General features: G+C 73.1%; 18 protein-coding genes. 11 read left to right on the forward strand and 7 right to left on the reverse strand.

Annotated elements, in window-relative coordinates; translation table 11 throughout:
- Positions 1–975: HtaA domain-containing protein (locus AC4IJH_RS40405; protein WP_490857006.1), on the forward strand; the 975-nt coding region annotated here is incomplete at its 5' end.
- 166 nt (positions 976–1141) lie between these two features.
- Here the strand turns inward: AC4IJH_RS40405 and AC4IJH_RS40410 are convergent.
- On the reverse strand, positions 1142–3733 hold the full coding sequence (locus tag AC4IJH_RS40410) for a glycoside hydrolase family 3 N-terminal domain-containing protein (protein WP_490857007.1): 2592 nt from the start codon (positions 3731–3733) through the stop codon (positions 1142–1144).
- A gap of 234 nt (positions 3734–3967) precedes the next feature.
- On the opposite strand from AC4IJH_RS40410, the gene AC4IJH_RS40415 reads away from it, so the two are divergent.
- The gene (locus AC4IJH_RS40415) at positions 3968–4642 is read left to right on the forward strand and encodes a PhzF family phenazine biosynthesis protein (protein WP_490857008.1); all 675 of its coding nucleotides are present in this window, start codon (positions 3968–3970) and stop codon (positions 4640–4642) included.
- A gap of 24 nt (positions 4643–4666) precedes the next feature.
- On the opposite strand, the gene AC4IJH_RS40420 is transcribed toward AC4IJH_RS40415, so the two are convergent.
- Entirely contained in the window at positions 4667–5314 is a 648-nt protein-coding gene (locus AC4IJH_RS40420; protein ID WP_490857009.1) for a biliverdin-producing heme oxygenase, read from the reverse strand.
- Between AC4IJH_RS40420 and AC4IJH_RS40425 the strand changes: the two genes are divergently transcribed.
- Positions 5241–5411 (forward strand): hypothetical protein, encoded by a 171-nt coding sequence (locus tag AC4IJH_RS40425; RefSeq protein ID WP_490857023.1) that lies wholly within the window; start codon positions 5241–5243, stop codon positions 5409–5411. The genes AC4IJH_RS40420 and AC4IJH_RS40425 overlap by 74 nt on opposite strands.
- Positions 5412–5525: 114 nt before the next feature.
- Here the strand turns inward: AC4IJH_RS40425 and map are convergent, their stop codons facing one another.
- Complete coding sequence (map, locus tag AC4IJH_RS40430) at positions 5526–6383, reverse strand: type I methionyl aminopeptidase (protein ID WP_490857010.1); 858 nt, start codon at positions 6381–6383, stop codon at positions 5526–5528.
- 84 nt (positions 6384–6467) lie between these two features.
- On the opposite strand from map, the gene AC4IJH_RS40435 reads away from it, so the two are divergent.
- Entirely contained in the window at positions 6468–6695 is a 228-nt protein-coding gene (locus tag AC4IJH_RS40435; protein WP_490857022.1) for a hypothetical protein, read from the forward strand.
- 206 nt (positions 6696–6901) lie between these two features.
- Here the strand turns inward: AC4IJH_RS40435 and AC4IJH_RS40440 are convergent, their stop codons facing one another.
- Positions 6902–7588, reverse strand: a complete 687-nt coding sequence (locus AC4IJH_RS40440) for a hypothetical protein (protein ID WP_490857011.1) — start codon at positions 7586–7588, stop codon at positions 6902–6904.
- 186 nt (positions 7589–7774) lie between these two features.
- On the opposite strand from AC4IJH_RS40440, the gene AC4IJH_RS40445 reads away from it, so the two are divergent.
- From AC4IJH_RS40445 to AC4IJH_RS40470, 6 genes are all read left to right on the forward strand, one after another.
- Positions 7775–8878, forward strand: a complete 1104-nt coding sequence (locus tag AC4IJH_RS40445) for a sialidase family protein (protein ID WP_490857012.1) — start codon at positions 7775–7777, stop codon at positions 8876–8878.
- Positions 8875–10218 carry an ABC transporter substrate-binding protein gene (locus AC4IJH_RS40450; protein WP_490857013.1) on the forward strand — a complete coding sequence of 448 codons (1344 nt, stop codon included), beginning with the start codon at positions 8875–8877 and terminating at the stop codon, positions 10216–10218. The genes AC4IJH_RS40445 and AC4IJH_RS40450 overlap by 4 nt, the downstream gene beginning before the upstream one ends.
- 23 nt (positions 10219–10241) lie before the next feature.
- Complete coding sequence (locus AC4IJH_RS40455) at positions 10242–11147, forward strand: carbohydrate ABC transporter permease (RefSeq protein WP_490857014.1); 906 nt, start codon at positions 10242–10244, stop codon at positions 11145–11147.
- Positions 11144–11992, forward strand: coding sequence for a carbohydrate ABC transporter permease (locus AC4IJH_RS40460; protein WP_490857015.1), 849 nt, complete (start codon positions 11144–11146; stop codon positions 11990–11992). Before AC4IJH_RS40455 ends, AC4IJH_RS40460 begins: the two co-directional genes overlap by 4 nt.
- Positions 11993–12015: 23 nt before the next feature.
- Complete coding sequence (npdG, locus tag AC4IJH_RS40465; RefSeq protein ID WP_490857016.1) at positions 12016–12747, forward strand: NADPH-dependent F420 reductase; 732 nt, start codon at positions 12016–12018, stop codon at positions 12745–12747.
- Positions 12748–12883: 136 nt separating this feature from the next.
- Positions 12884–13081, forward strand: a complete 198-nt coding sequence (locus tag AC4IJH_RS40470) for a hypothetical protein (protein ID WP_490857017.1) — start codon at positions 12884–12886, stop codon at positions 13079–13081.
- 60 nt (positions 13082–13141) lie between these two features.
- Here the strand turns inward: AC4IJH_RS40470 and AC4IJH_RS40475 are convergent, their stop codons facing one another.
- On the reverse strand, positions 13142–13948 hold the full coding sequence (locus AC4IJH_RS40475) for a site-2 protease family protein (RefSeq protein ID WP_490857018.1): 807 nt from the start codon (positions 13946–13948) through the stop codon (positions 13142–13144).
- A gap of 269 nt (positions 13949–14217) precedes the next feature.
- Between AC4IJH_RS40475 and AC4IJH_RS40480 the strand changes: the two genes are divergently transcribed.
- Positions 14218–17877: an AfsR/SARP family transcriptional regulator gene (locus AC4IJH_RS40480; RefSeq protein WP_490857019.1), complete on the forward strand. Its 3660-nt coding sequence runs from the start codon at positions 14218–14220 to the stop codon at positions 17875–17877.
- A gap of 31 nt (positions 17878–17908) precedes the next feature.
- Here the strand turns inward: AC4IJH_RS40480 and AC4IJH_RS40485 are convergent, their stop codons facing one another.
- On the reverse strand, positions 17909–18751 hold the full coding sequence (locus AC4IJH_RS40485) for an ABC transporter permease (RefSeq protein WP_490857020.1): 843 nt from the start codon (positions 18749–18751) through the stop codon (positions 17909–17911).
- The gene (locus tag AC4IJH_RS40490) at positions 18748–19776 is read right to left on the reverse strand and encodes an ATP-binding cassette domain-containing protein (protein WP_490857021.1); all 1029 of its coding nucleotides are present in this window, start codon (positions 19774–19776) and stop codon (positions 18748–18750) included. The genes AC4IJH_RS40485 and AC4IJH_RS40490 overlap by 4 nt, the downstream gene beginning before the upstream one ends.
- Between the last annotated feature and the right edge of the window lie 110 nt (positions 19777–19886).

The raw sequence follows: 19886 nt of genomic DNA on the forward strand, positions 1-19886 counted from the left end.
GACGGCAAGGACGGCCGTGACGGCAAGGACGGCCGTGACGGCAAGGACGGCCGTGACGGCAAGGACGGCCGTGACGGTAAGGACGGGAAAGACGGCCGCGACGGCAAGGACGCGGTGACCCCGGACGGCACGCCCGCCGACCGGACCGGCAACGGCGGTCAGCCGGACGCCGCCGCCTCCGGCAAGATCTACAACGGCAACCTCGACTGGGGCGTCAAGGCGTCCTTCCGCGAGTACCTCACCAGCCCCATGGCGCACGGCAAGGCCACGGTGTCCGCCGGTGCCACGGCCACCGGCAGCGGCTACCGCTTCCCCAAGGGCCACGGCTCCTTCGACGCGGGCAAGACCCTGGACGCCCAGTTCAACGGCGCGGTCCGCTTCACCGGCCACGAGGGCGCCCTGGACCTGAAGTTCAGCAACCTGCGCATCAAGGCGTCCGGCACCAAGGGCACCCTGATCGCGGACGTCTCGTCCAAGGCCCGGGTCGCCGCCGGATCCACCGAGCCCGGCAAGGTCACCAACACCCCCGGCGCGGTCATCGCCGACCTCAAGCTGCCGGCCGGCGCTCTGTCCGCCAAGAACGACGTGGTCACCCTCAAGAACATCCCGGCCACCCTCACCGCCACGGGCTCCAAGGCCTTCTCGGGCATGTACCCGGCGGGCAAGGACCTCGACCCGGTCAACCTCGCGGTGTCCCTGAGCGACAAGGCCCAGCTGCCGGGCGGTACGGACGGCAGCGGCCCGGCGGACTCCGGTGCGGGGTCCGTGCCCGGCGCCGGGTCCGGCACCGGCGGAGGCGGCGCGAGCTTCAACAGCGGCAGCACCGTGGGCGGTTCCGGCGTGGGCCCGGCCTCCGGCGCGCTGGCCGCCACCGGCACCCCCGCCCCCACCGGCGCCCTGCTCGGCACGGCCGGCGCGCTGCTGGCCGCGGGTGCCGCCGCCACGTACATCACCCGGCGCCGCGCCAACCGCTGACGCCCCCAACGAACCGTCCCCAACGGCCCGTTGAAGCGGCGCGCCCGCGCGCCCCGGTAGCCCCCCACGCCAGGGGTGGCCTCCTCACCACACTCCTGGACACCCCCACAGCATCCGCGCCCGCCGCAGTCACGGCGACGGGCGCGGATGTGGTGTGCGCGGGGTGTCAGCGGGCCCGGTGGGCGGCCGTCAGCTTCTCCACCGCGCCCGTGACATCGCCGGTCAGCAGCCGGTGGTCCGCGTCGGCCAGCAGCGCCGACGTACGGGCCGTGAGGTGCTGCCCGACGGCGTCCTGGGCGATCCAGCGGGCCGCCCCGGCCACCGCCTCGCGCTGCGCCCGCCCGCCGTCGGTGCGCTCCAAGTGGCGGGCTGCCGTGGCGAGGTGGGCCAGCGCCCGCCCGGCTCCGGCCCGGTCGGACCAGTCCCGCACGCGCAGTGCCGCCCCGAGTGCGCGGTCGGCGCGGGCGGCCGTGGCCAGCTCGCCGCGCGCCCGCTCCTGGGTGGTCAGCCCCCAGCCGTACGGGAACTGCGGGTCGTAGGAGGAGTCCCCGATGTTGATCGGCAGCTGGGACTCCGAGCGCGGCCAGGTCACCGGCAGCCGGCCGGTGAACGGCCGCTCGCCGTACAGGACGTCGGCCACCCCGGCGCCCTCCGTGCCCGGCAGCCAGGAGGCGACCAGCGCGTCGATGGCGGGCAGCCGGTCGCCGATCAGCTGCGGGCGCCCCGAGACGACCAGCACCGCGCACTTCATCGCCGAACAGACCGTGTCCACCGCCGCCTTGTCGGCGGCCGACAGCTCCAGGTCGTGCCCGTTGCCGACATCGCCCTCGCCCTCGGCGTACGGGGTCTCGCCGACCACGACAACTCCCGTGTCGTGACCGGCAGTCGGCGCCGAGGCGTCCTTGCTGTAGGTGATCCGGGACCCCGGCGCGAGCTGCCGCATGCCCTCCAGGACGGTGGTGCCCCGGGTGATCGGGCCCGAGGCGCCCTGCCAGGTCACGGTCCAGCCGCCCGCCTGGTTGCCCAGGTCGTCCGCGTTGCTCCCGGCCACGTACACCTTGGCGTCGCGGGCCAGCGGCAGCACGTCCCCCTCGTTCTTGAGCAGCACCTGGGAGCGGGCGGCGGCCTCGCGGGCGACGGCCCGGTGCGCGGCGGAGCCGATCTCGCCGATGTGGGCGGTGTCCGCGTACGGCTTCTCGAACAGGCCGAGGCGGAACTTCTGGGTCAGGATGCGCGACACCGCGTCGTCGATCCGCCGCAGCGGGATCCGCCCGGCCTCCACTTCCGCCGTCAGCGTCTTGAGGAAGTCCTGGTAGGCGTACGGCACCATGATCATGTCCAGGCCCGCGTTGACGGAGGTCCGTACGTCGCTCGGGTAGTCGCCCGGAATCTGGTCGATGGCCTGCCAGTCGCTGACGGTGAAGCCCGTAAAGCCCATCCGGCCCTTGAGCACGCCGTTGATCATCGCGGCGTCGGCGTGCATCTTCACCGGGCCCGCGCCGTCCCCGACGATGTCCAGGCTGGAGAAGGAGGGCATGACCGAGCCCACCCCGCGGTCCACGGCGGCGGCGTACGGATCGAGATGGACGGCCTGGAGCTGTCTGCGGGTGACGGTGGTGACGCCCTGGTCGATGGTGTACTTGCCGGTGGTCGAGGAGCCGTAGGCGGTGCCGCCGTCACCGACGAAGTGCTTGCCCGTGGCCAGTACCTTGTCGTTGCGGTCCAGTTGGCTGCCGTCCGCCCGCCCCTGGAGCCCCCGCACGATGCTGGTCATGGCCTTCACCAGCGCCGGGTCCTCCCCGAAGGACTCGTACGCCCGGCCCCAGCGGTCATCCCGGGTCACGCACAGACACGGCGCGAAGGTCCAGGGCACGCCGGTGGCGCGGGTCTCCTTCGCGGTCACCTCGCCGGTGCGCCGGGTCAGCCCGGGGTCGCGGGCCGCGCCCAGGCCCACGTTGTGCGGCAGCACCGTCGCGCCGAGCAGGTTGTTGTGGCCGTGCACCGCGTCCACGCCGTAGATCAGCGGCACTTGGAGGCGGGTCGCCAGCGCCCGCGCCTGGAACCCGTCCAGCATCTTCACCCAGCCCTCAGGGGTGTTGGGCGTGGGCACCGAGCCGCCGCCGGAGAGCAGTGAGCCGAGCGCGTAGGAGGTGATGTCCTGCGGCGAGGCCAGCGCACCGCGCTCGGCCTGTGTCATCTGCCCCGCTTTCTCGGCCAGCGTCATCCGCGACACCAGGTCCTCGACCCGCTGCTTCACCGGCAGCCGCCGGTCGAGATACGGCAGCCCGTGCGCGTTGACGACGACGGTCGCCCGCTCGGCGGTGCTCCGCGCCCCCGTGGCCGCCAGCTCGACCGTCACGCTCTCGGCGGTCTCGGCCCGCCCGTCCGCCTTGGTGGCGACCGAGACCGTACGGCTGGCTCCGGAGGCCGTACCGGCGGGGAAGGTGAGCGTGCCCGAGACGGCCGTGACATCGCGCCCCGGCGTGGCGCTCGCGCCCTCACCCCCGCTCGCCGTCCGGTAGTTGACGCGCACCGGGGTGGTGAGCGGCCCGCCGTCGGAGGTGGTGACCGTCACCGGGACGTGGGCCGTACGCCCTTCGTCCACGGCCACCACGGCAGCGGCCGGGCCCACTGAGGCCCGCCTCTCCTCGCCCGGTGCGGCGGCAGAAGCCCCGGCGGTCCCCAGGGGCAGCAGCCCCGCGCACAGGGCGGCCGAGGTGAGCAGTGCGATTCGTGCGGGGTCGGTGCGTCGGCGCATGCCAACTCCTCTGCTGTGAGACTTCACAACGCGAATGTGACGTGACCCAGCCGTGCGAGGAGTGATGCTGATGTGAAGGCGGTGGGTTCGTCAAGAGGCGTGCCGCGTTCAGGAGTTGAAGGAGAGCGGGGGGTGGAGAGCGCTCTCAAGGGGGTGCAGGTCATGGGTGTGCGGGGGTGAGGGGGAGCCGCCCCGGCCGTCGGAGGGCGCGGGGCCGTGGGGTTGAATGCGGAGATGAGTGATCTTCACGTACTGCGTGTCTTCTGCGGCCCCGGCGGCGAGGGCGGCAATCCGCTGGGTGTGCTGCGCGACGGGGCGGCCGTACCCGGGCGGGCCGCGCGTCAGGCACTGGCCGCCGAACTCGGCTTCAGCGAGACGGTGTTCATCGACGACGCGCGCACCGGCGCCGTCGACATCTACACGCCGAGCGCGCGGCTTCCCTTCGCCGGGCATCCCCTGGTGGGTACAGCATGGCTGCTGAGGAGCCTGGGGGAGCCGGTCGACGTGCTGCGGCCGCCCGCCGGTGAGGTGCCGGTCGGGCGCGAGGGGGAGTTCACCTGGGTCGGCGGGCGGGCGGAGTGGGCGTCCGGGCGGCGGACCGAGGAGTACGCCTCGGTGGCCGAGGTGGACGCGCTGCCCGCACCGCCGCCGGGGGAGGGCTGGCTGTACGCCTGGGCCTGGGCGGACGAGGCGGCGGGGCGGGTGCGGGCGCGGGGCTTTCCGCGGCGCGGGGACACCATCGTCGAGGACGAGGCCACGGGGGCCGCGGCCCTGGTGCTGACCCATGAGCTGGGCCGGGCGCTGGATGTGCGCCAGGGCCGCGGCTCGCAGATTCTCACGCGTCCGGCCCCCGGCGGCGTGATCGCCGTCGGGGGCCGGACGGTGCTTCAGGAGGTACGCGCGATCTGACGCCGGCGGCCCGCAGCGGCGGGCTCAGGCGCTGAGCGGGAACTGTTCGCCCAGGTCCTGGAAGACCGCGGTGTTCAGCGCGAAGGCGCGCTTGCACTCGTCGATGACGCGCTGCTTCTCCAGGTCGTCCACCGGCAGCGCGTCCAGCAGATCGCGGTACTCCCGCTTGAAGGCCGCCGGGTTGCTTATCCCCTCGAATACGTAGAACCGCACCCCGTCGCCCTTGCGCGCGAATCCCCAGGTCTTCTCGGCCGTACCGCGGATGATCTGGCCGCCGGAGAGGTCGCCGAGATAGCGGGTGTAGTGGTGGGCGACATAGCCGGCCGGCCAGTCGCGGGCGCACTCGGCGACGCGGGCGGCGTAGGCGGCGGTGGCGGGCAGCGGCTCCAGCCCGTCGCGCCAGTCCGCGCCCCCCAGATGGGCCAGATCGCGCTCCAGCTCGGGTGTACGGGCCAGTTCGGGGCGGACGAAGGGGCCCGCGACCGGGTCCTGCGCCAGGGCGGCGGAGGCCTCCTCCAGGGCCCGGTAGACGAACCAGAGCTGCTCGGTGTAGCGGCGGTAGGCCGTGATGCCGAGCCTGCCGCCGAGGAGGTCGCTCATGAAGGAGGAGCTCTCCGCTTCCGTGTGCTGCTCGTGCGACGCCGTACGGATGAGCGTCGAGAAGGGCGTCACGGACGGGGACGGGGCGGACGGGGTCGAGCTGGGCGCGGCCAAGGCGGACCTCCGGGGACCGATGGGGAGCGTACGGGAACGGATTCTTCCTACTTAGGCTTACCTAAGTCAACCTGTTCCCGACGCCCTGTCGGTAAAAACCCTACTCCTCGGCCGATCGTGGTGCCGGGGAATCGGTGATCTCCGCGGCCGGCGGCCGCCGAGCCGGTGATCAGGGGAGCGTGAGGATCTCCGTGCCCGTCTCCGTGACCACCAGGGTGTGCTCGAACTGCGCGGTGCGCTTGCGGTCCTTGGTGACCACGGTCCAGCCGTCCTCCCACATGTCGTACTCGTGGGTGCCCAGCGTCAGCATCGGCTCGATGGTGAAGGTCATGCCGGGCTTGATGTCGGTGGTGTGGTGCGGGCTGTCGTAGTGCGGGACGATCAGCCCGGAGTGGAAGGAGGAGTTGATCCCGTGGCCGGTGAAGTCGCGGACGACTCCGTAGCCGAAGCGCTTGGCGTAGGACTCGATGACCCGGCCGATGATGTTGATCTGGCGGCCGGGGCGGACCGCCTTGATCGCGCGGTTGAGCGCCTCGCGGGTCCGCTCCACCAGCAGCTTGGACTCCTCGTCCACGTCGCCGCACAGGTACGTGGCGTTGTTGTCGCCGTGCACGCCGTTGATGTACGCCGTCACGTCCAGGTTCACGATGTCCCCGTCCTGAAGGACGGTGGAGTCCGGGATGCCGTGGCAGATGACCTCGTTGACCGAGGAGCACAGGGACTTGGGGAAGCCGCGGTAACCCAGCGTGGAGGGGTAGGCGCCGTGGTCGCACATGAACTCGTGCGCCACCCGGTCCAGCTCGTCGGTGGTCACGCCCGGCGCGATGTGCTTGGCGGCCTCCTCCATCGCCTGGGCGGCGATCCGGCCCGCGATCCGCATCCGCTCGATCGTTTCGGTGTCCTGCACCTCGGGCCCCGTATAGGGGGTGGGGGCGTCCTTGCCGACGTACTCGGGACGCCGGATCGAGGCGGGCACGGGACGGATGGGGGAGATGGTCCCCGGGACAAGAAGCGACTGGCCAGACATGCCAGCGAGTGTATCCGCGGGCCATGGGGCAGGATGGCGGCGAAGGGGCCCGCGCAGGCCGGGGCCTGTCCGGTGGAGGTGGAGATGGCGCTGTTCAAGAGGCGTACGGCCGGCAAGCCCGGCGAGTGGTACTACTGCCTCAAGCACGGGACGGTCGAGGAGGGCCCCGAGTGCCGGGCCGCCGACCGCTTCGGCCCGTACGCCACCCGCGAGGAGGCGGAGCACGCGATGCAGACCGCCCGGGAGCGGAATCTGGAGTGGGAGTCGGACCCCAAGTGGCACGACAAAGGCGCCGGGGAAGCCGACAAGTAGGAGGGGCCCCTGGCCCCGGGCGGCGCGGCCCTCGGCGGTCGCCGCAAGCCGGCGGCGCGGTGCGGCCCGGTGGCCCTCTCCTCCGCGGCCGCGGTGAGTTCGGCACCGCCGGGATGCGCCGTGGCGGCTGATCGCCGTGGCGGCGGGAGGTGAAGCGGCCGTGCCCGACGACCGCAGAACACGGCGGCGCGGCCGCCCCCCCCCGTTCACCGGCGGAGTGCCGGTGCGGACGTGAGCTGGTCGGCCAGGCGGGAGAGGCGGTCGCGGAAGCGGCGGCGGATGCGGGGGGACGGGGCGGCGTTCTCGCCGGCGGCGGCGCTGACCAGGTGCTGGACGAGGTCGAGGCTGAGGTCGGGGGACAGGGCGGGGCGCGGGCCGGGACTGAGGCCGGGGAGCGGCTGGGCGGCGGCCTCGGTGGTGTCCTGGTCCTGTGCCGCGCCCAGGCCGCCCACCCCGATCGCGTCGTGGGCCAGCGCGTGCAGGTCGGGGTCGCCGCCGTCCAGGACGAGGACCGTGGCGCCCTTGCGGCGGGCGTCGTGCACCCGCTCCAGCAGGCCGGCGCCGGGGCGCGCGGGGGTGACCACCAGCAGGGTCTCGCCGCGCCCCGCCGCCTCCAGCCGGCCCAGCCCGATGGCGAGGTGCGCGGGCACACCGGCCGGGACGCGGTGGCGTACGAGGGTGGGGGACAGCTCCGGCGTACCGGACCAGGCCGCCTCGTCGTCGAGGTGCGCCGCCAGGTGCCACGGCTCGTACGCGGCGCTGCCGACCAGCAGCAGCCCGCCGCCGTGCGGGGCGACCGAAGCCAGCAGCGAAGCGGCGAAGCGGCGGGTGTCCTGCACCCAGTCGGTCCCGGCGAGGACCTCGCGCAGCAGCGCGACCCGTGCGGCATCCATGAGCCCGCATCCTGCCGCAGGGGTGGGCGGTTGGTGCCCGCTTCCGCCACTCCTCACCCTTATGGGACGCCGTCGGTGATCTTCGGGACGGCGGCGCCACGCCTGGTGTATTGACGGCCAGTTGGGCTCTCCCTATGGTCGCCGCAGGACAAGGGACGTCCTACGTCCGGCCGTTGGGGGTGCCCCGTGGCGCAGGAGAGCCAGTACGAGACGTCGGTGCCCTTCCGCGCCGGGACCGAGGGCTATGCGAGCTTCCGTATCCCGGCCGTCACCGTCACCGCCTCCGGTACCCTGCTGGCCTTCGCCGAGGGCCGCGTCGCCTCCGCCGCCGACCACGGCGACATCGACATCGTCCTGAAGCGCTCGGCGGACGGCGGGCGCACCTGGGGCCCGCCCGCGGTCGTCGCCCGCAACGGCACCGGCACCGCGGGCAACCCGGCCCCCGTCGCCCTGTCCGGCGGCCGGGTCCTGCTGCTGCACGTACGCAACGCCGCCACCGCCACCGAGGACCGCATCCGGCGCGGCCTGGTCGCGGCGGCCGACGGGCGGCGGGTGTGGGTGCAGCACAGCGACGACGACGGGGCCGGGTGGAGCGCGCCCCGTGAGATCACCGGCTCGGTGAAGCGGCCGGGCTGGCGCTGGTACGCCACCACCCCCGGGCACGGCATCCAGCTCCGGCTCGGGCCGTACGAAGGGCGGGTGGTGGTCCCCGCCAACCACTCCGTGCCGCCCACCGAGCCCGGCGACAACGGCAGCGAGGGCCGCTACGACGGCGGGCATGTGCTGCTCAGCGACGACGGCGGGGCGACCTGGCGCATCGGCTACACCGACAGCAACCCCAACGGCTACATCAACACCAACGAGACCACGGCCGCCGAACTCCCCGACGGGACGGTGTACTTCAACGCCCGCAACGACTCGCGCGCGCCCGGCCACCGCGTGGATGCCTGCTCCCGCGACGGCGGTGAGCGCCTGTGCAAGCCCTTCCGCCCGCAGGCCGGGCTGAGCGGCCCCGTCGTCCAGGGCAGCGTGCTGCACCTGGACGATGCCGGCGTGCTGCTCTTCTCCGGCCCCGCCGACCCGGCCGCCCGCGCGCTGATGACCCTGCGCGCCAGCCGCGACCGCGGTCTGACCTGGCGGGCCGCGCACACCGTCTCCGGACTGCCGGCCGCCTACTCCGACCTCGTGCGCATCGATGCCGCGAGCGTCGGACTGCTCTACGAGACGGGGGACTTCAGCGCCTATTCGACGATCACGTTCCGCCGCGTCCCCGTTGAGGAGCTGGCATGAGCACGCGTGCGTACGACATCCACCGCCGGGCCGTCCTGAGCGGCGCGGCCGCCGCCGTCGCCGGGCTCGCGCTGGCCGGCTGCGGCGACGACGGCGACGACCGCGACCAGGACGCCGCGCCCCGCGAGCGCAAGAAGGGCCAGAGGATCACCCTCACCTTCTGGTCCTGGGTGCCGGGCATCGACAAGCCCGTGGACCGGTGGAACGCGACCCACCCCGAGGTGCGGGTCGAGGTGGAGAAGGTGTCGGCGGTCAACGGCGCCCAGTACGCGAAGATGCACGCCGCCATCAAGGCGGGCAGCCCGCCCGACCTCGGCCAGATCGAGTTCCCCGTCGTACCCAGCTTCCTGCTCGACAACGGGCTGCTGGACCTGGGCACGCTGGGCGCGGGCCGCTACAAGGACCGGTTCGTGGGCTGGCAGTGGCAGCAGTCCGTCTTCGGCGAGGGGATCTACGCCATTCCGCAGGCGTCCGGGCCGATGGGGATGTTCGTGCGCCAGGACCTCTTCGAGAAGTGGGGCGTCGCGGTGCCCGGCACCTGGGACGAGTACGCGGCGGCCGCCCGGGCGATCCGTGCGAAGGGGGCCTGGATCGAGACCTTCGCGCCCACCAACGGCAACCGCTTCGCGGGCTTCGCCTGGCAGGCCGGGGCCCGCTGGTTCGCCGCCGCCGACGACGCCTGGGTGGTGCGCATCGACGACGAGCCCACCCTGAAGGTCGCCGACTACTGGGAGGAGCTGGTACGGCGCAAGCTGATCAAGACCATCCCCGACCGGCAGAACGCCTGGTACCGCGATCTGCAGACCGGCGCCATCCCCGCCTGGATCGGCGCCAGTTGGGGCGATGCGCTGCTGGTCGGCAACGCGCCGGGCACCAAGGGGAAGTGGCGGGCCGCGCCGATGCCCCAGTGGAAGAAGGGCGACAACGCCCACGCCAACTGGGGAGGCTCGACCACCGCGGTCTTCGCCAAGTCCCGCTACCCCAAGGACGCCCTCGGCTTCGCCCTGTGGCTCAACACCGCGCCCGAGTCCATCGCCCTGCTCATCGAGGGCGGCTACGGCTTCCCCAGCGCCAAGAAGGGCTACCGCACCGCCGATCTCGACGTCGCCAAGGACTTCTTCGGCGGGCAGCGCTACAGCGAGGTCTTCGCCGCGGCGGGCGACCACGTCGACACCAGCTGGCAGTGGGGTCCGGCCATGGACACCCTCTACCAGCGCCTCGGCGACGTCTTCACCGAGGCGCTGGCCAGTGGCGAATCCTTGCGCTCGGCGCTGAAGAAGGCGCAGCGGCTCACGGTCGCCGACCTCAAGGGCAAGGGCCTGAAGGTGGAGACCGGGTGAGGCGGCGGAGCCGGAAGGCAAAAGTGACGCCACGTCAGAAGCGCGATACCCGCGCGGCAGCCGGCTTCGTGGCGCCCTTTCTCCTCCTGTTCGCCCTGTGCTTCATCGCCCCCATCGCCTACGCCGTCCAGCAGTCCCTGACCGAGACCCGGCGCAGCGGACCGCTGGGCCTGGGCGGCCGGGAGAGGGAAGTCTTCGCCGGATTCGCCAACTACGCCCACGCGCTGGCCGACAGCCGCTTCCTGGCCGGCTTCGGACGGGTGCTGCTCTTCGGCGCCGTACAGATCCCCCTGATGATCGCGCTGGCGACCGTACTGGCCCTGCTCCTGGAGAGCGCGAGCGCCCGCGGGGTGGCGTTCTTCCGCAGCGCCTTCTTCCTCCCCTACGGGGTCCCCGGAGTGATCGCCTCGATCCTGTGGGGATTTCTGTACGTACCGGGGATCAGCCCGCTGGTCGAACTGGCCGGATCGCTCGGCTGGCAGGTGGACTTCCTCTCCCGCGGCACGGTCCTGTGGTCCATCGCCAACATCGTCACCTGGCAGTTCACCGGCTACAACATGCTGGTCCTGATCGCCCAGCTCAAGGCGGTCCCCGAGGAGTTGTACGAGGCCGCGCGGATCGACGGGGCCACCGCCCGGCAGGTGGCGTGGCACATCAAGATCCCGCTGATCCGCCCCGCGCTCGTACTGACCGCCGTCTTCAGCATCATCGGCACCCTCCAGCTCTTCGCCGAACCCATGGTGCTGCGCCCCCTCGCCTCCTCCATCGACTCCGGGTTCACCCCCAACCTGCACGCCTACAGCGAGGCGTTCGTCGGCAACAACCCGCATGTGGCGGCGGCCGAGGCGGTGCTGCTCGCGCTGGTGGCCTGCGTGCTGTCCTTCGGGTTCCTGCGGCTGGTGGGGCAGCGCGGGAGGGACGGCGGATGACCCGGCCCCCGCCGCTGCGCCACCGCGCGATCACCGCCTCGCTCCTGGCGCTGGCCGCGGTCTACTTCCTCGTCCCCGTCTACTGGCTGGCCGTCTCCGCGACCAAGAGCACCGGCGACCTCTTCGGCACCTTCGGCTTCTGGTTCGCCGGCCCCCGCCCGCTGGAGCGCCTGCACGAGGTGCTGACCTTCGACGGCGGCATCTACCTGCGCTGGTTCGCCAACTCCCTGCTGTACGCGGGCGTCAGCTCGCTCGCCGCCACCCTGCTGTGCGCCGCGGCCGGGTACGGCCTGGCCAAATTCCCCTTCCCCGGCCGCGACGCCGTCTTCAACCTCGTCCTGGCCGGAGTCCTCATCCCCGGCACCGCGCTCGCCCTGCCCCTGTACTTCCTCTTCGGCGACCTGGGGCTGGTCAACACCTACTGGGCCGTCCTGATCCCCGGCGTCGTCAGCCCCTTCGGCGTCTACCTGTGCCGGATCTACGCGGCGGCCGCCGTGCCCGACTCGCTGCTGGAGGCGGCCCGGATCGACGGCGCGGGCGAGGTGCGGATCTTCGCGGGGATGGGGCTGCGGCTGATGACCCCGGCCCTGGTCACCGTCTTCCTGTTCCAGTTCGTCCACATCTGGAACAACTACTTCCTGCCGCTGGTGATGCTCTCGGACTCCGACCTGTACCCCCTCCAGCTGGGGCTGACGACCTGGACCGGCTACGCCGACCGGCAGCCGGAGCTGTACCAGTACACGGTGGGCGGCGCCTTCTTGTCCGTACTCCCGCTGATGGTGCTGATGACGGTGCTCCAGCGGTACTGGCGTACGGGGCTGACGGAGGGGAGCGTGAAGGCGTGAGGGCGCGTGACAGTATCGCTGTCATGACTACTCCTGACGATGCGCAACCCGTGAACGTCGCCACCGAGGCCAAGAAGGCGCTGAAGAAGGACCCTTGGGATCTTCCGGACGTATCCGGCCTGGTGGTCGGCGTGCTCGGCGGCACCGGCGACCAGGGCCGCGGACTGGCCTACCGCCTGGCCAAGGCCGGGCAGAAGGTGATCGTCGGCTCGCGCGCGGCCGAGCGGGCCGAGAGTGCCGCCGCCGAACTCGGCCTGGGCGTCGAGGGCGCGGACAACGCCGAGTGCGCGCGCCGCAGCGATGTCGTGATCGTCGCGGTGCCCTGGGACGGCCACGCCAAGACCCTTCAGTCCCTGCGCGCCGAACTGGCGGGCAAGCTCGTCATCGACTGCGTCAACCCGCTCGGCTTCGACAAGAAGGGCGCCTACGCGCTCAAGCCGGAGGAGGGCAGCGCCGCCGAGCAGGCCGCGGCCCTGCTCCCGGACTCCCGGGTGACCGCCGCCTTCCACCACCTGTCCGCCGTCCTCCTCCAGGACCCCGAGGTCGCCTCGATCGACACCGATGTGATGGTGCTGGGCGAGGCACGCGCCGACACCGAGCTCGTCCAGGCGCTCGCCGCCCGCATCCCCGGCATGCGCGGCGTCTTCGCCGGCCGGCTGCGCAACGCCCACCAGGTCGAGTCCCTGGTCGCCAACCTGATCTCGGTCAACCGCCGCTACAAGGCGCACGCCGGGCTGCGGGTGACCGACGTCTAGGGCGTACGCGGGGCGCGGGTGACCGGCGCCCCAGCCGTACGTCCGGCCGCGGGTGACCGACGTACAAGGCGCACCGGGGCATGGGGGACACTGGAGGGGACGAACGCCTTGCCCCCTCGTACAGGAGCCGACCCCCATGCCCCGCCCCGCCCTCTACACCCTCGTCATGTGCGTCCTGGCCATCGCCGCGACCGTCGTCTCCTTCGCGCGCGGCAGCTGGTTCGGCATCGTGTGGATCCTGATCGTGGGGGTCACCAGCAACATGGCGTGGTTCTACCTGCGCCGGGCCAAGATGGAGAAGCAGCAGCGGGCGGCGGAGCACACCACGGGCTGAGCCTGCCGGGGCGAGGCCGCTCGGCCCCGGGCGCCGCTCGGCCGCGGGGAGATGCGCCGCTCAGCCCAGGATGCCGAGCTCCGGGGGAGTCGGCTCCCCCTGCCAGAAGCGGAAGTACTGCTGGCCCCAGTACGCGTCGTTCGGGCCCAGCCCCAGGCCGCGCAGGATCGCGTCCACCGCGTCGAAGAACACATGGTTGATCTCCGGCACCCACAGCAGCCCGAAGACCGCGATCAGCCCGAAGGGCGCGATGGGCTCCACCTGCCGCCGGATCTTGTACGAGAGCCACGGCTCGATCACGCCGTACCCGTCCAGGCCCGGCACCGGCAGGAAATTGAGGATGGCCGCGGTCACCTGGAGCAGCGCCAGGAACGCCAGCGCATAGCGGAACGTGGCCGGTACGCCGTCCATCAGGCCCAGCCAGAACGGCGCGGAGACGATCAGCGCGAAGGCGACGTTGGTCAGCGGCCCGGCCGCCGAGATCAGACTGTGCCGCCACCGGCCGCGGATCCGGCCCCGCTCGATGAACACCGCGCCGCCCGGCAGCCCGATCCCGCCCATGATCACGAAGAGCACGGGCAGGATGATGCTCAGCAGGGCGTGCGTGTACTTCAAGGGGTTGAGCGTCAGATAGCCCTTCGCCCCCACCGAGATGTCGCCGCTGTGCAGGGCCGTACGGGCGTGCGCGTACTCGTGCAGACACAGCGACACCACCCAGCCGGACACCACGAAGAGAAACACGGCGAACCCCGGGCTGGCCGCGAGCGACCCCGACCACACCGCCCACCCCGACACCGCCATGATCGCCACAAGCGCGAGAAACACCGGACTGACGCGACGGTCGGCGCGCTGAGCTGCGCTGGTCATGCTGTGGAACTCCCAGGGGTGCGAGGGGCGGGTCACCCCGACCGTACCGGGGGCCACGGCCCGGCGTCCGCCGCGAGCGCGCGGTGCGCTGCCTCGCGGGGCGCGGCGCCCCGCCTCCCGGAGACGGGTGGCGCGCGGCCACGTACCGATGCGCGGGGGCCTGGCCCTGTGCCGAGTCCTGTGCCGCGCCCTGTGCCGAGACCTGTGGTGTCACGGCGGCGGAACGAAAATTCGGGAAGCCGGGGCGGGCGGTGCACGACAATGGACCGGTGCGTTATTCGATCCTCGGTACGACCCAGGTGCACCGGAGCGACGGCACGGCCCTCGCGCTCGGCGGCCCCCGCCTGCGCGCGCTGCTCGCGGCGCTGGCCCTGCGGCCGGGGCGGGCGCTGACCACAGGGGAGCTGATCGCCGACGTCTGGGGCGCCGACCCGCCCGCCGATGCGGCCGGTGCGCTCCAGGCCCTGGTCGGCCGGCTGCGCAGGGCCATCGGCCGGGACACCGTCGCATCGGTGCACGGCGGCTACCGCCTGCGGGCCGAACCGGACGCGGTGGACCTGTACCGCTTCGAGCAACTGGCCGCCGAGGGCGCCCGCGCACTGGCCGACGCCGACCCGGCCAAGGCGGCCGGTGTCCTCGACGACGCGCTCGCGCTGTGGCGCGGTCCGGCCCTCGCCGATCTGCCGGACTGCCCGGCCGAGTCCGCCAGGGCCGAGTCCCGGCACCTGGCCGCGCGCCGCGACCGCCTGGCGGCCGACCTCGCACTCGGCCGCGCGGAGCACGCCCTGCCCGCCCTGACGGCCCTGTGCGAGGCCCACCCCCTCGACGAACCCCTCCAGGCGCTGCGCCTGCGAGCCCTGCGCGCGGCGGGCCGCACCGCCGAGGCCCTGGCCGCGTACGAATCCGTACGCACCGGCATAGCCGACCGCCTCGGCGCCGACCCCGGCCCCGAACTCCGCTCCCTCCACGCCGAGTTGCTCCGCCCTGCCCCGTTCCCGCCCCACCGCCCCCATTGCCCACAGCCGCCCGCCGCCGCGGACCCGGACGCCGCCGCGTACGGCGACACCGCTGTGCAGGGCAGTGCCCCCGCGCACGGCGATGCCTCTCTGTACGGCGACGCCCCTGGGCGCGGTGGTGCCCCTGCGGTCACCGGCGTCCCTGCGCATGGCGACAACTCTGCGCGGGGCAACGCCGATGCGCGCGGCGACGCGGGTGCGCGCGATGGTGCCATCGCGAACGCCGACTCCCCCCGCCCGGCCCCCGCGCGGCCGGACGGTGGTGTGGCCGGGGGCGAGGTGTCCGGTGGGCTTTCGCGGTCCGGGGGTTCGCGGCCGGGCGCCGGTGTGGGGGGCGCATGGGGCGGGCGGGTGTCGGCCGGGGGGCGGCGGGGGAATTTGCGGGCGCGCCTGACGTCCTTTGTCGGCCGGGAAGGGGAGCTGGCCGGGATACGGGCCGACATGGCCGCGTACCGGCTGGTCACGCTGTTGGGGCCGGGCGGCGCGGGGAAGACGCGGCTGTCGCAGGAGGGCGCGGAGTCGGCGGCCGTCGCGGACCCCGCGGCCTGGCCGCAGGGCGTGTGGTTCGCCGAACTCGCGCCCGTGGACGCCGACGATCCGCAGGCCGTCGCCGAGGCCGTGCTCACCGCGCTCGGCGCCCGCGAGACCGTGGTGATCGGCACCGCCGCCGAAGGGCTGCGCGCCGCGGGCGACCCCACCGCGCTGGACTCCCTGGCCCGCCTGGCCGAGCACTGCGCCGGACGTCGGATGCTGCTCGTACTGGACAACTGCGAGCATGTGATCGGCGCGGCGGCCCACGTGGCGGACCGGCTGCTGGCCGACTGCCCCGGCGTCACGGTCCTGGCGACCAGCCGCGAGCCGCTCGCGGTTCCCGGCGAGGTCGTACGGCCCGTGGAGCCGCTGCCCGACCCGGTCGCGCTGCGGCTGCTGGCCGACCGTGGTGCCGCGGCCCGCGCCGGGTTCCGGATCGAGGACGACCCGGCGGCCTGCGCCGAGATCTGCCGCCGCCTGGACGGCCTGCCGCTGGCCATCGAACTGGCCGCGGCCCGGCTTCGGTTGCTCTCCCCGCGGCAGATCGCCGACCGTCTGGACGACCGCTTCCGGCTGCTGACCAGCGGCAGCCGCACCGTACTGCCCCGCCAGCAGACCCTGCGCGCCGTAGTGGACTGGTCCTGGGACCTGCTCGACGCCTGCGAACGGGCCGTCCTGCGGCGGCTGTCGGTCTTCGCGGGCGGCTGCGACCTGACGGCGGCGGAAGAGGTCTGCGCGGACGAGCCCACGGCCCCCACCACCCCCGTGACCCCCCACGACATAGCCCCCCTCCTCGGTTCGCTGGTGGACAAGTCGCTTGTGGTGGCGGCGCCTGCGGAGGCGGGGGACGGGATGCGGTACCGGCTGCTGGAGACGGTGGCGGAGTACGCGGGGGAGCGGCTGGACGAGGCGGGGGAGCGCGGTGGGGTGGAGCGGCGGCATCTGGTGGCGTACCGGGAGTTGGTGCGCAGGGCCGAGCCGTCGCTGCGGGGCGCCGAGCAGCGGGCCTGGCTGGACCGCATGGAGCTGGAGCACGACAATCTGCGGACCGCGCTGCGCCGCGCCCTGGCCGCCCGCGACGAGCACGAGGCGCTGTGTCTCGTGCTGTGCCTGCAGTGGTTCTGGCAGCTGCGCGGCCACCGCGGCGACGCCCGTATGTGGAGCGCGGCCGCCGCCGCCCTGGGCCCCAACCCCTTTGCCGCGCCCGTCGTTCCGGCCCCGCCGCTGCACTTGGGCCCCATCGACGCCCCGCCGCCGATGGCCCCCGAGCAGCTGCTGGAGGCGCGCCGCCAGGTGCGGCTGGTGTCCATCACCGCCATGGAGAGCGACATGGCGGCGATGCAGTCGCCCGAGATGCGGTCGCAGCTGGACGGCATCGTCGCCGCCTACCGCCCGGGCCTGCCGCAGATCTGCCGGGTGCCCGGCAATCTGTGGTACTTCGCGGTGCTGCTGAACGGCGAGTTCGAGCAGCTGTCGGACCTGCTGGACACGGGCGTGCGCAGCTGCCGCGAGCTGGGGTACGACTGGGAGCTGGCCTACTTCCTCCAGACCCGGGCCAAGCTGTTCAGCGACCAGGCCGGCGGGCTGGAGCGGGCCAAGCGGGACGCCGACGAGAGCCTGGAGATCTTCGTCAGGCTCGGCGACGCCTGGGGCATCGCCGAGGCGCTCGCGGGCCGCGGCGAATCGCGCGAGGCCCGCGGCGATTACGCGGCGGCCGCGCAGGACTTCCGCGAGGCCGCCCGCTACGTCCGCCAGATCGGCGCGCTGAGCCATCTCCCGCTGATCAAGGGGCGGTTGGCGGGCGTCCTGATGGAGATGGGCCAGGAGGAGCGCGCCGAGCGGATGCTCCACGAGGTCATCGCCGACGAGGAGCACGGCGCGGGGGACGCCACGCCCTTCGCGCGGCTGCAGCTCGGTGCGCGGCTGCTGATGACGGGCCGTACGGACGAGGCGCGCACCCAGCTCGCCTTCCTGGAAGAGGTGATGCCGCGCTTCCCGGACGTGCTCAAGGGTGTGGTGGAAGGGATGCGCGGGTCGCTGGAGGTGCGGGAGGGCCGCCCCGCCGACGCCCTGCCGCGGATCCGCCGCGCCCTCTCGCTGATGGGCGACTCGCTGACCCGTATCGTCGCGCCGGATGTGCCCGTGGTCCAACTCGTCATCGGCGCCGAGGCGTTGGCGCTGCTGGGCAGGCCCGAGGCGGCGCGGGTGCTGGGCGCGTACGACGCGCTGCGCTCGCCCTCGCACCTCCCGCCGCGCGTGGAGCGCGTGACCCGGACCACCGCCGAGGCCGCGGCGCGCGCCGCGCTGGGCGAGGAGCGCTACGAGCGGGAGTACGCCGAGGGCGGCGGCCTCCGTCTGGAGGAGGCCGCCGCCCTCATCTGAGCCGCGCCGACGCGAGACTGCCCAGACGGGCTCAGGTCTTGCTGCGGAACTTGCGCACCGCCAGCGGGCCGAACACCGCCGTGATCCCGACCGCCCAGGCCAGCGTGACGAGCACCGGCTGGGTCACCGCGCCGTCGCCGATGAGCAGCGCCCGCGCCGCGTCCGCGAGGTTGGAGAGCGGGTTGACGTCGGTGAAGGCCTGCAGCCAGCCCGGCATGGTGACCGTCGGGGCGAAGATCGAGGAGCCGAACTGCAGCGGCATCAGCACCAGGAAGCCCAGCCCCTGCACCGCCTGCGGCGTCTTCACCGACAGGCCGAGCAGCATGAAGATCCAGGTGAGTGCGGCGCCGAAGAGCAGCGACAGCGCGACGGCCGCGAGGAGTTGCAGGACATCGGTCTTCAGGTCGAAGCCGATGATGAAGGCCAGCGTCATGAGGATGACGGTGGAGACCAGCATCCGGCCGCACTCCACGATCATCTTGGCGACCAGCACCGAGGAGCGGGCGATGGGCATCGTACGGAAGCGGTCCATCACCCCCTTGCCGAAGTCGTCGTTGACGCCGGAGCCGACCGCCATCGCGATGTTCAGGCCGCCCATGGCCATCAGGCCGGGGATGAGGTAGTTGATGTACTCGTCGCGGCCGCCACCGGTGGCGCCGCCGACGGCGCCGCCGAAGACGTAGACGAACAGCAGCGTGAAGACGATCGGCATCAGTACGACGTCGAACATCGACTCGGGGTCCTGCTTGATCTGCAGGGCGTTGCGGCGCACCAGCGCGCCGATGTGGCGCAGATTGGCGCGCAGGCCTATGCGGCCCTCGTCGGCGCCCGCCTTGACCGGGCGGCCCGGCGCCGTGATCGTCGCGGAGCTCATGCCGCAACCTCCTCGTACTGCTGGTCCTGTGCGCTGCCCGCCGTCTCGGCCTCGGACGTCTTCTGGCCGGTGATGGCCAGGAACACCTCGTCCAGGCTGGGCAGATGAGTGTCGATACCGGCCAGCGCGAAGCCGCGCCGGCCGAGGAGCGAGATCACCGCGGTCAGCTGCTCGTCGCTGACGATGGGGACGTTGACGACCCCCTCCTCGCGGTCCGCGGTCGCGCCCTCGATGCCGTCCAGGCCCGCCTCGGCGACGGCGGCGGCCATCAGGTCCAGCTCGCCGGGCTCGGCCGGGCGGATCTGCAGGGTGCGCCCGCCGACCTTGGCCTTCAGCTCGTCGACCCGGCCCTCGGCGATCACCCGGCCGCGGTCGATGACGGTGAGCTCGTTGGCCAACTGCTCGGCCTCTTCCATGTACTGGGTGGTCAGCAGGACCGTGGCGCCCTCGCGCACCATGCGCTGCACCTCGGTCCAGACCTCGTTGCGCGTACGCGGGTCCAGCCCGGTCGTCGGCTCGTCCAGATACAGCACGGCGGGCTGGCCCACCATCGAGGCGGCCAGGTCCAGGCGGCGGCGCATACCGCCGGAGTACTTGGCGGCGGGGCGCTTGGCGGCCTCCGTGAGGGAGAAGCGCTCCAGCATCTCGTCCGCGCGGCGGCGGGCGTCCCGGCGGGACAGATCGAGCAGCCGCCCGATCATGTAGAGGTTCTCCCAGCCGGAGAGCTTCTCGTCGACCGAGGCGTACTGCCCGGTCAGGCCGATCGTGCGGCGCAGCGCGCGCGGCTGGCGCACCACGTCGAAACCGGCCACGGTGGCGGTGCCGGCGTCCGGCACCAGGAGGGTGGACAGGCAGCGTACGAGGGTGGTCTTGCCCGCGCCGTTGGGGCCGAGCACACCGAGAACGGTGCCTTCCTGCACGTCCAGATCCACCCCGTCGACGGCCCGCACGTCGCCGAAGTGCTTGACCAGGCCCCGCACCTCGACGGCGTTGCCGCCCCTTGTGGATATCGTCTCTCGCGTCATGGCCTCCACGATGCCAGCCGCCACCGACAATCCACCGACAGCCGGCCGACAGCCCGCCGACGAGGGGCCGGGACGCCGGGGGGGGGGGGGGGGGGGGGGGGGGGGGGGGG

This window comes from Streptomyces sp. UF-297 (genome assembly GCF_058245575.1).

Excerpts from the sequence above, each read along its gene's own strand:
- AC4IJH_RS40410 (WP_490857007.1), bottom strand. The coding sequence starts at position 3,733 with ATGCGCCGACGCACCGACCCCGCACGAATCGCACTGCTCACCTCGGCC.
- AC4IJH_RS40415 (WP_490857008.1), top strand. The coding sequence starts at position 3,968 with ATGAGTGATCTTCACGTACTGCGTGTCTTCTGCGGCCCCGGCGGCGAG.
- AC4IJH_RS40425 (WP_490857023.1), top strand. The coding sequence starts at position 5,241 with ATGAAGGAGGAGCTCTCCGCTTCCGTGTGCTGCTCGTGCGACGCCGTA.
- map (WP_490857010.1), bottom strand. The coding sequence starts at position 6,383 with ATGTCTGGCCAGTCGCTTCTTGTCCCGGGGACCATCTCCCCCATCCGT.
- AC4IJH_RS40435 (WP_490857022.1), top strand. The coding sequence starts at position 6,468 with ATGGCGCTGTTCAAGAGGCGTACGGCCGGCAAGCCCGGCGAGTGGTAC.
- AC4IJH_RS40440 (WP_490857011.1), bottom strand. The coding sequence starts at position 7,588 with ATGGATGCCGCACGGGTCGCGCTGCTGCGCGAGGTCCTCGCCGGGACC.
- AC4IJH_RS40450 (WP_490857013.1), top strand. The coding sequence starts at position 8,875 with ATGAGCACGCGTGCGTACGACATCCACCGCCGGGCCGTCCTGAGCGGC.
- AC4IJH_RS40460 (WP_490857015.1), top strand. The coding sequence starts at position 11,144 with ATGACCCGGCCCCCGCCGCTGCGCCACCGCGCGATCACCGCCTCGCTC.
- npdG (WP_490857016.1), top strand. The coding sequence starts at position 12,016 with ATGACTACTCCTGACGATGCGCAACCCGTGAACGTCGCCACCGAGGCC.
- AC4IJH_RS40470 (WP_490857017.1), top strand. The coding sequence starts at position 12,884 with ATGCCCCGCCCCGCCCTCTACACCCTCGTCATGTGCGTCCTGGCCATC.
- AC4IJH_RS40475 (WP_490857018.1), bottom strand. The coding sequence starts at position 13,948 with ATGACCAGCGCAGCTCAGCGCGCCGACCGTCGCGTCAGTCCGGTGTTT.
- AC4IJH_RS40485 (WP_490857020.1), bottom strand. The coding sequence starts at position 18,751 with ATGAGCTCCGCGACGATCACGGCGCCGGGCCGCCCGGTCAAGGCGGGC.
- AC4IJH_RS40490 (WP_490857021.1), bottom strand. The coding sequence starts at position 19,776 with ATGACGCGAGAGACGATATCCACAAGGGGCGGCAACGCCGTCGAGGTG.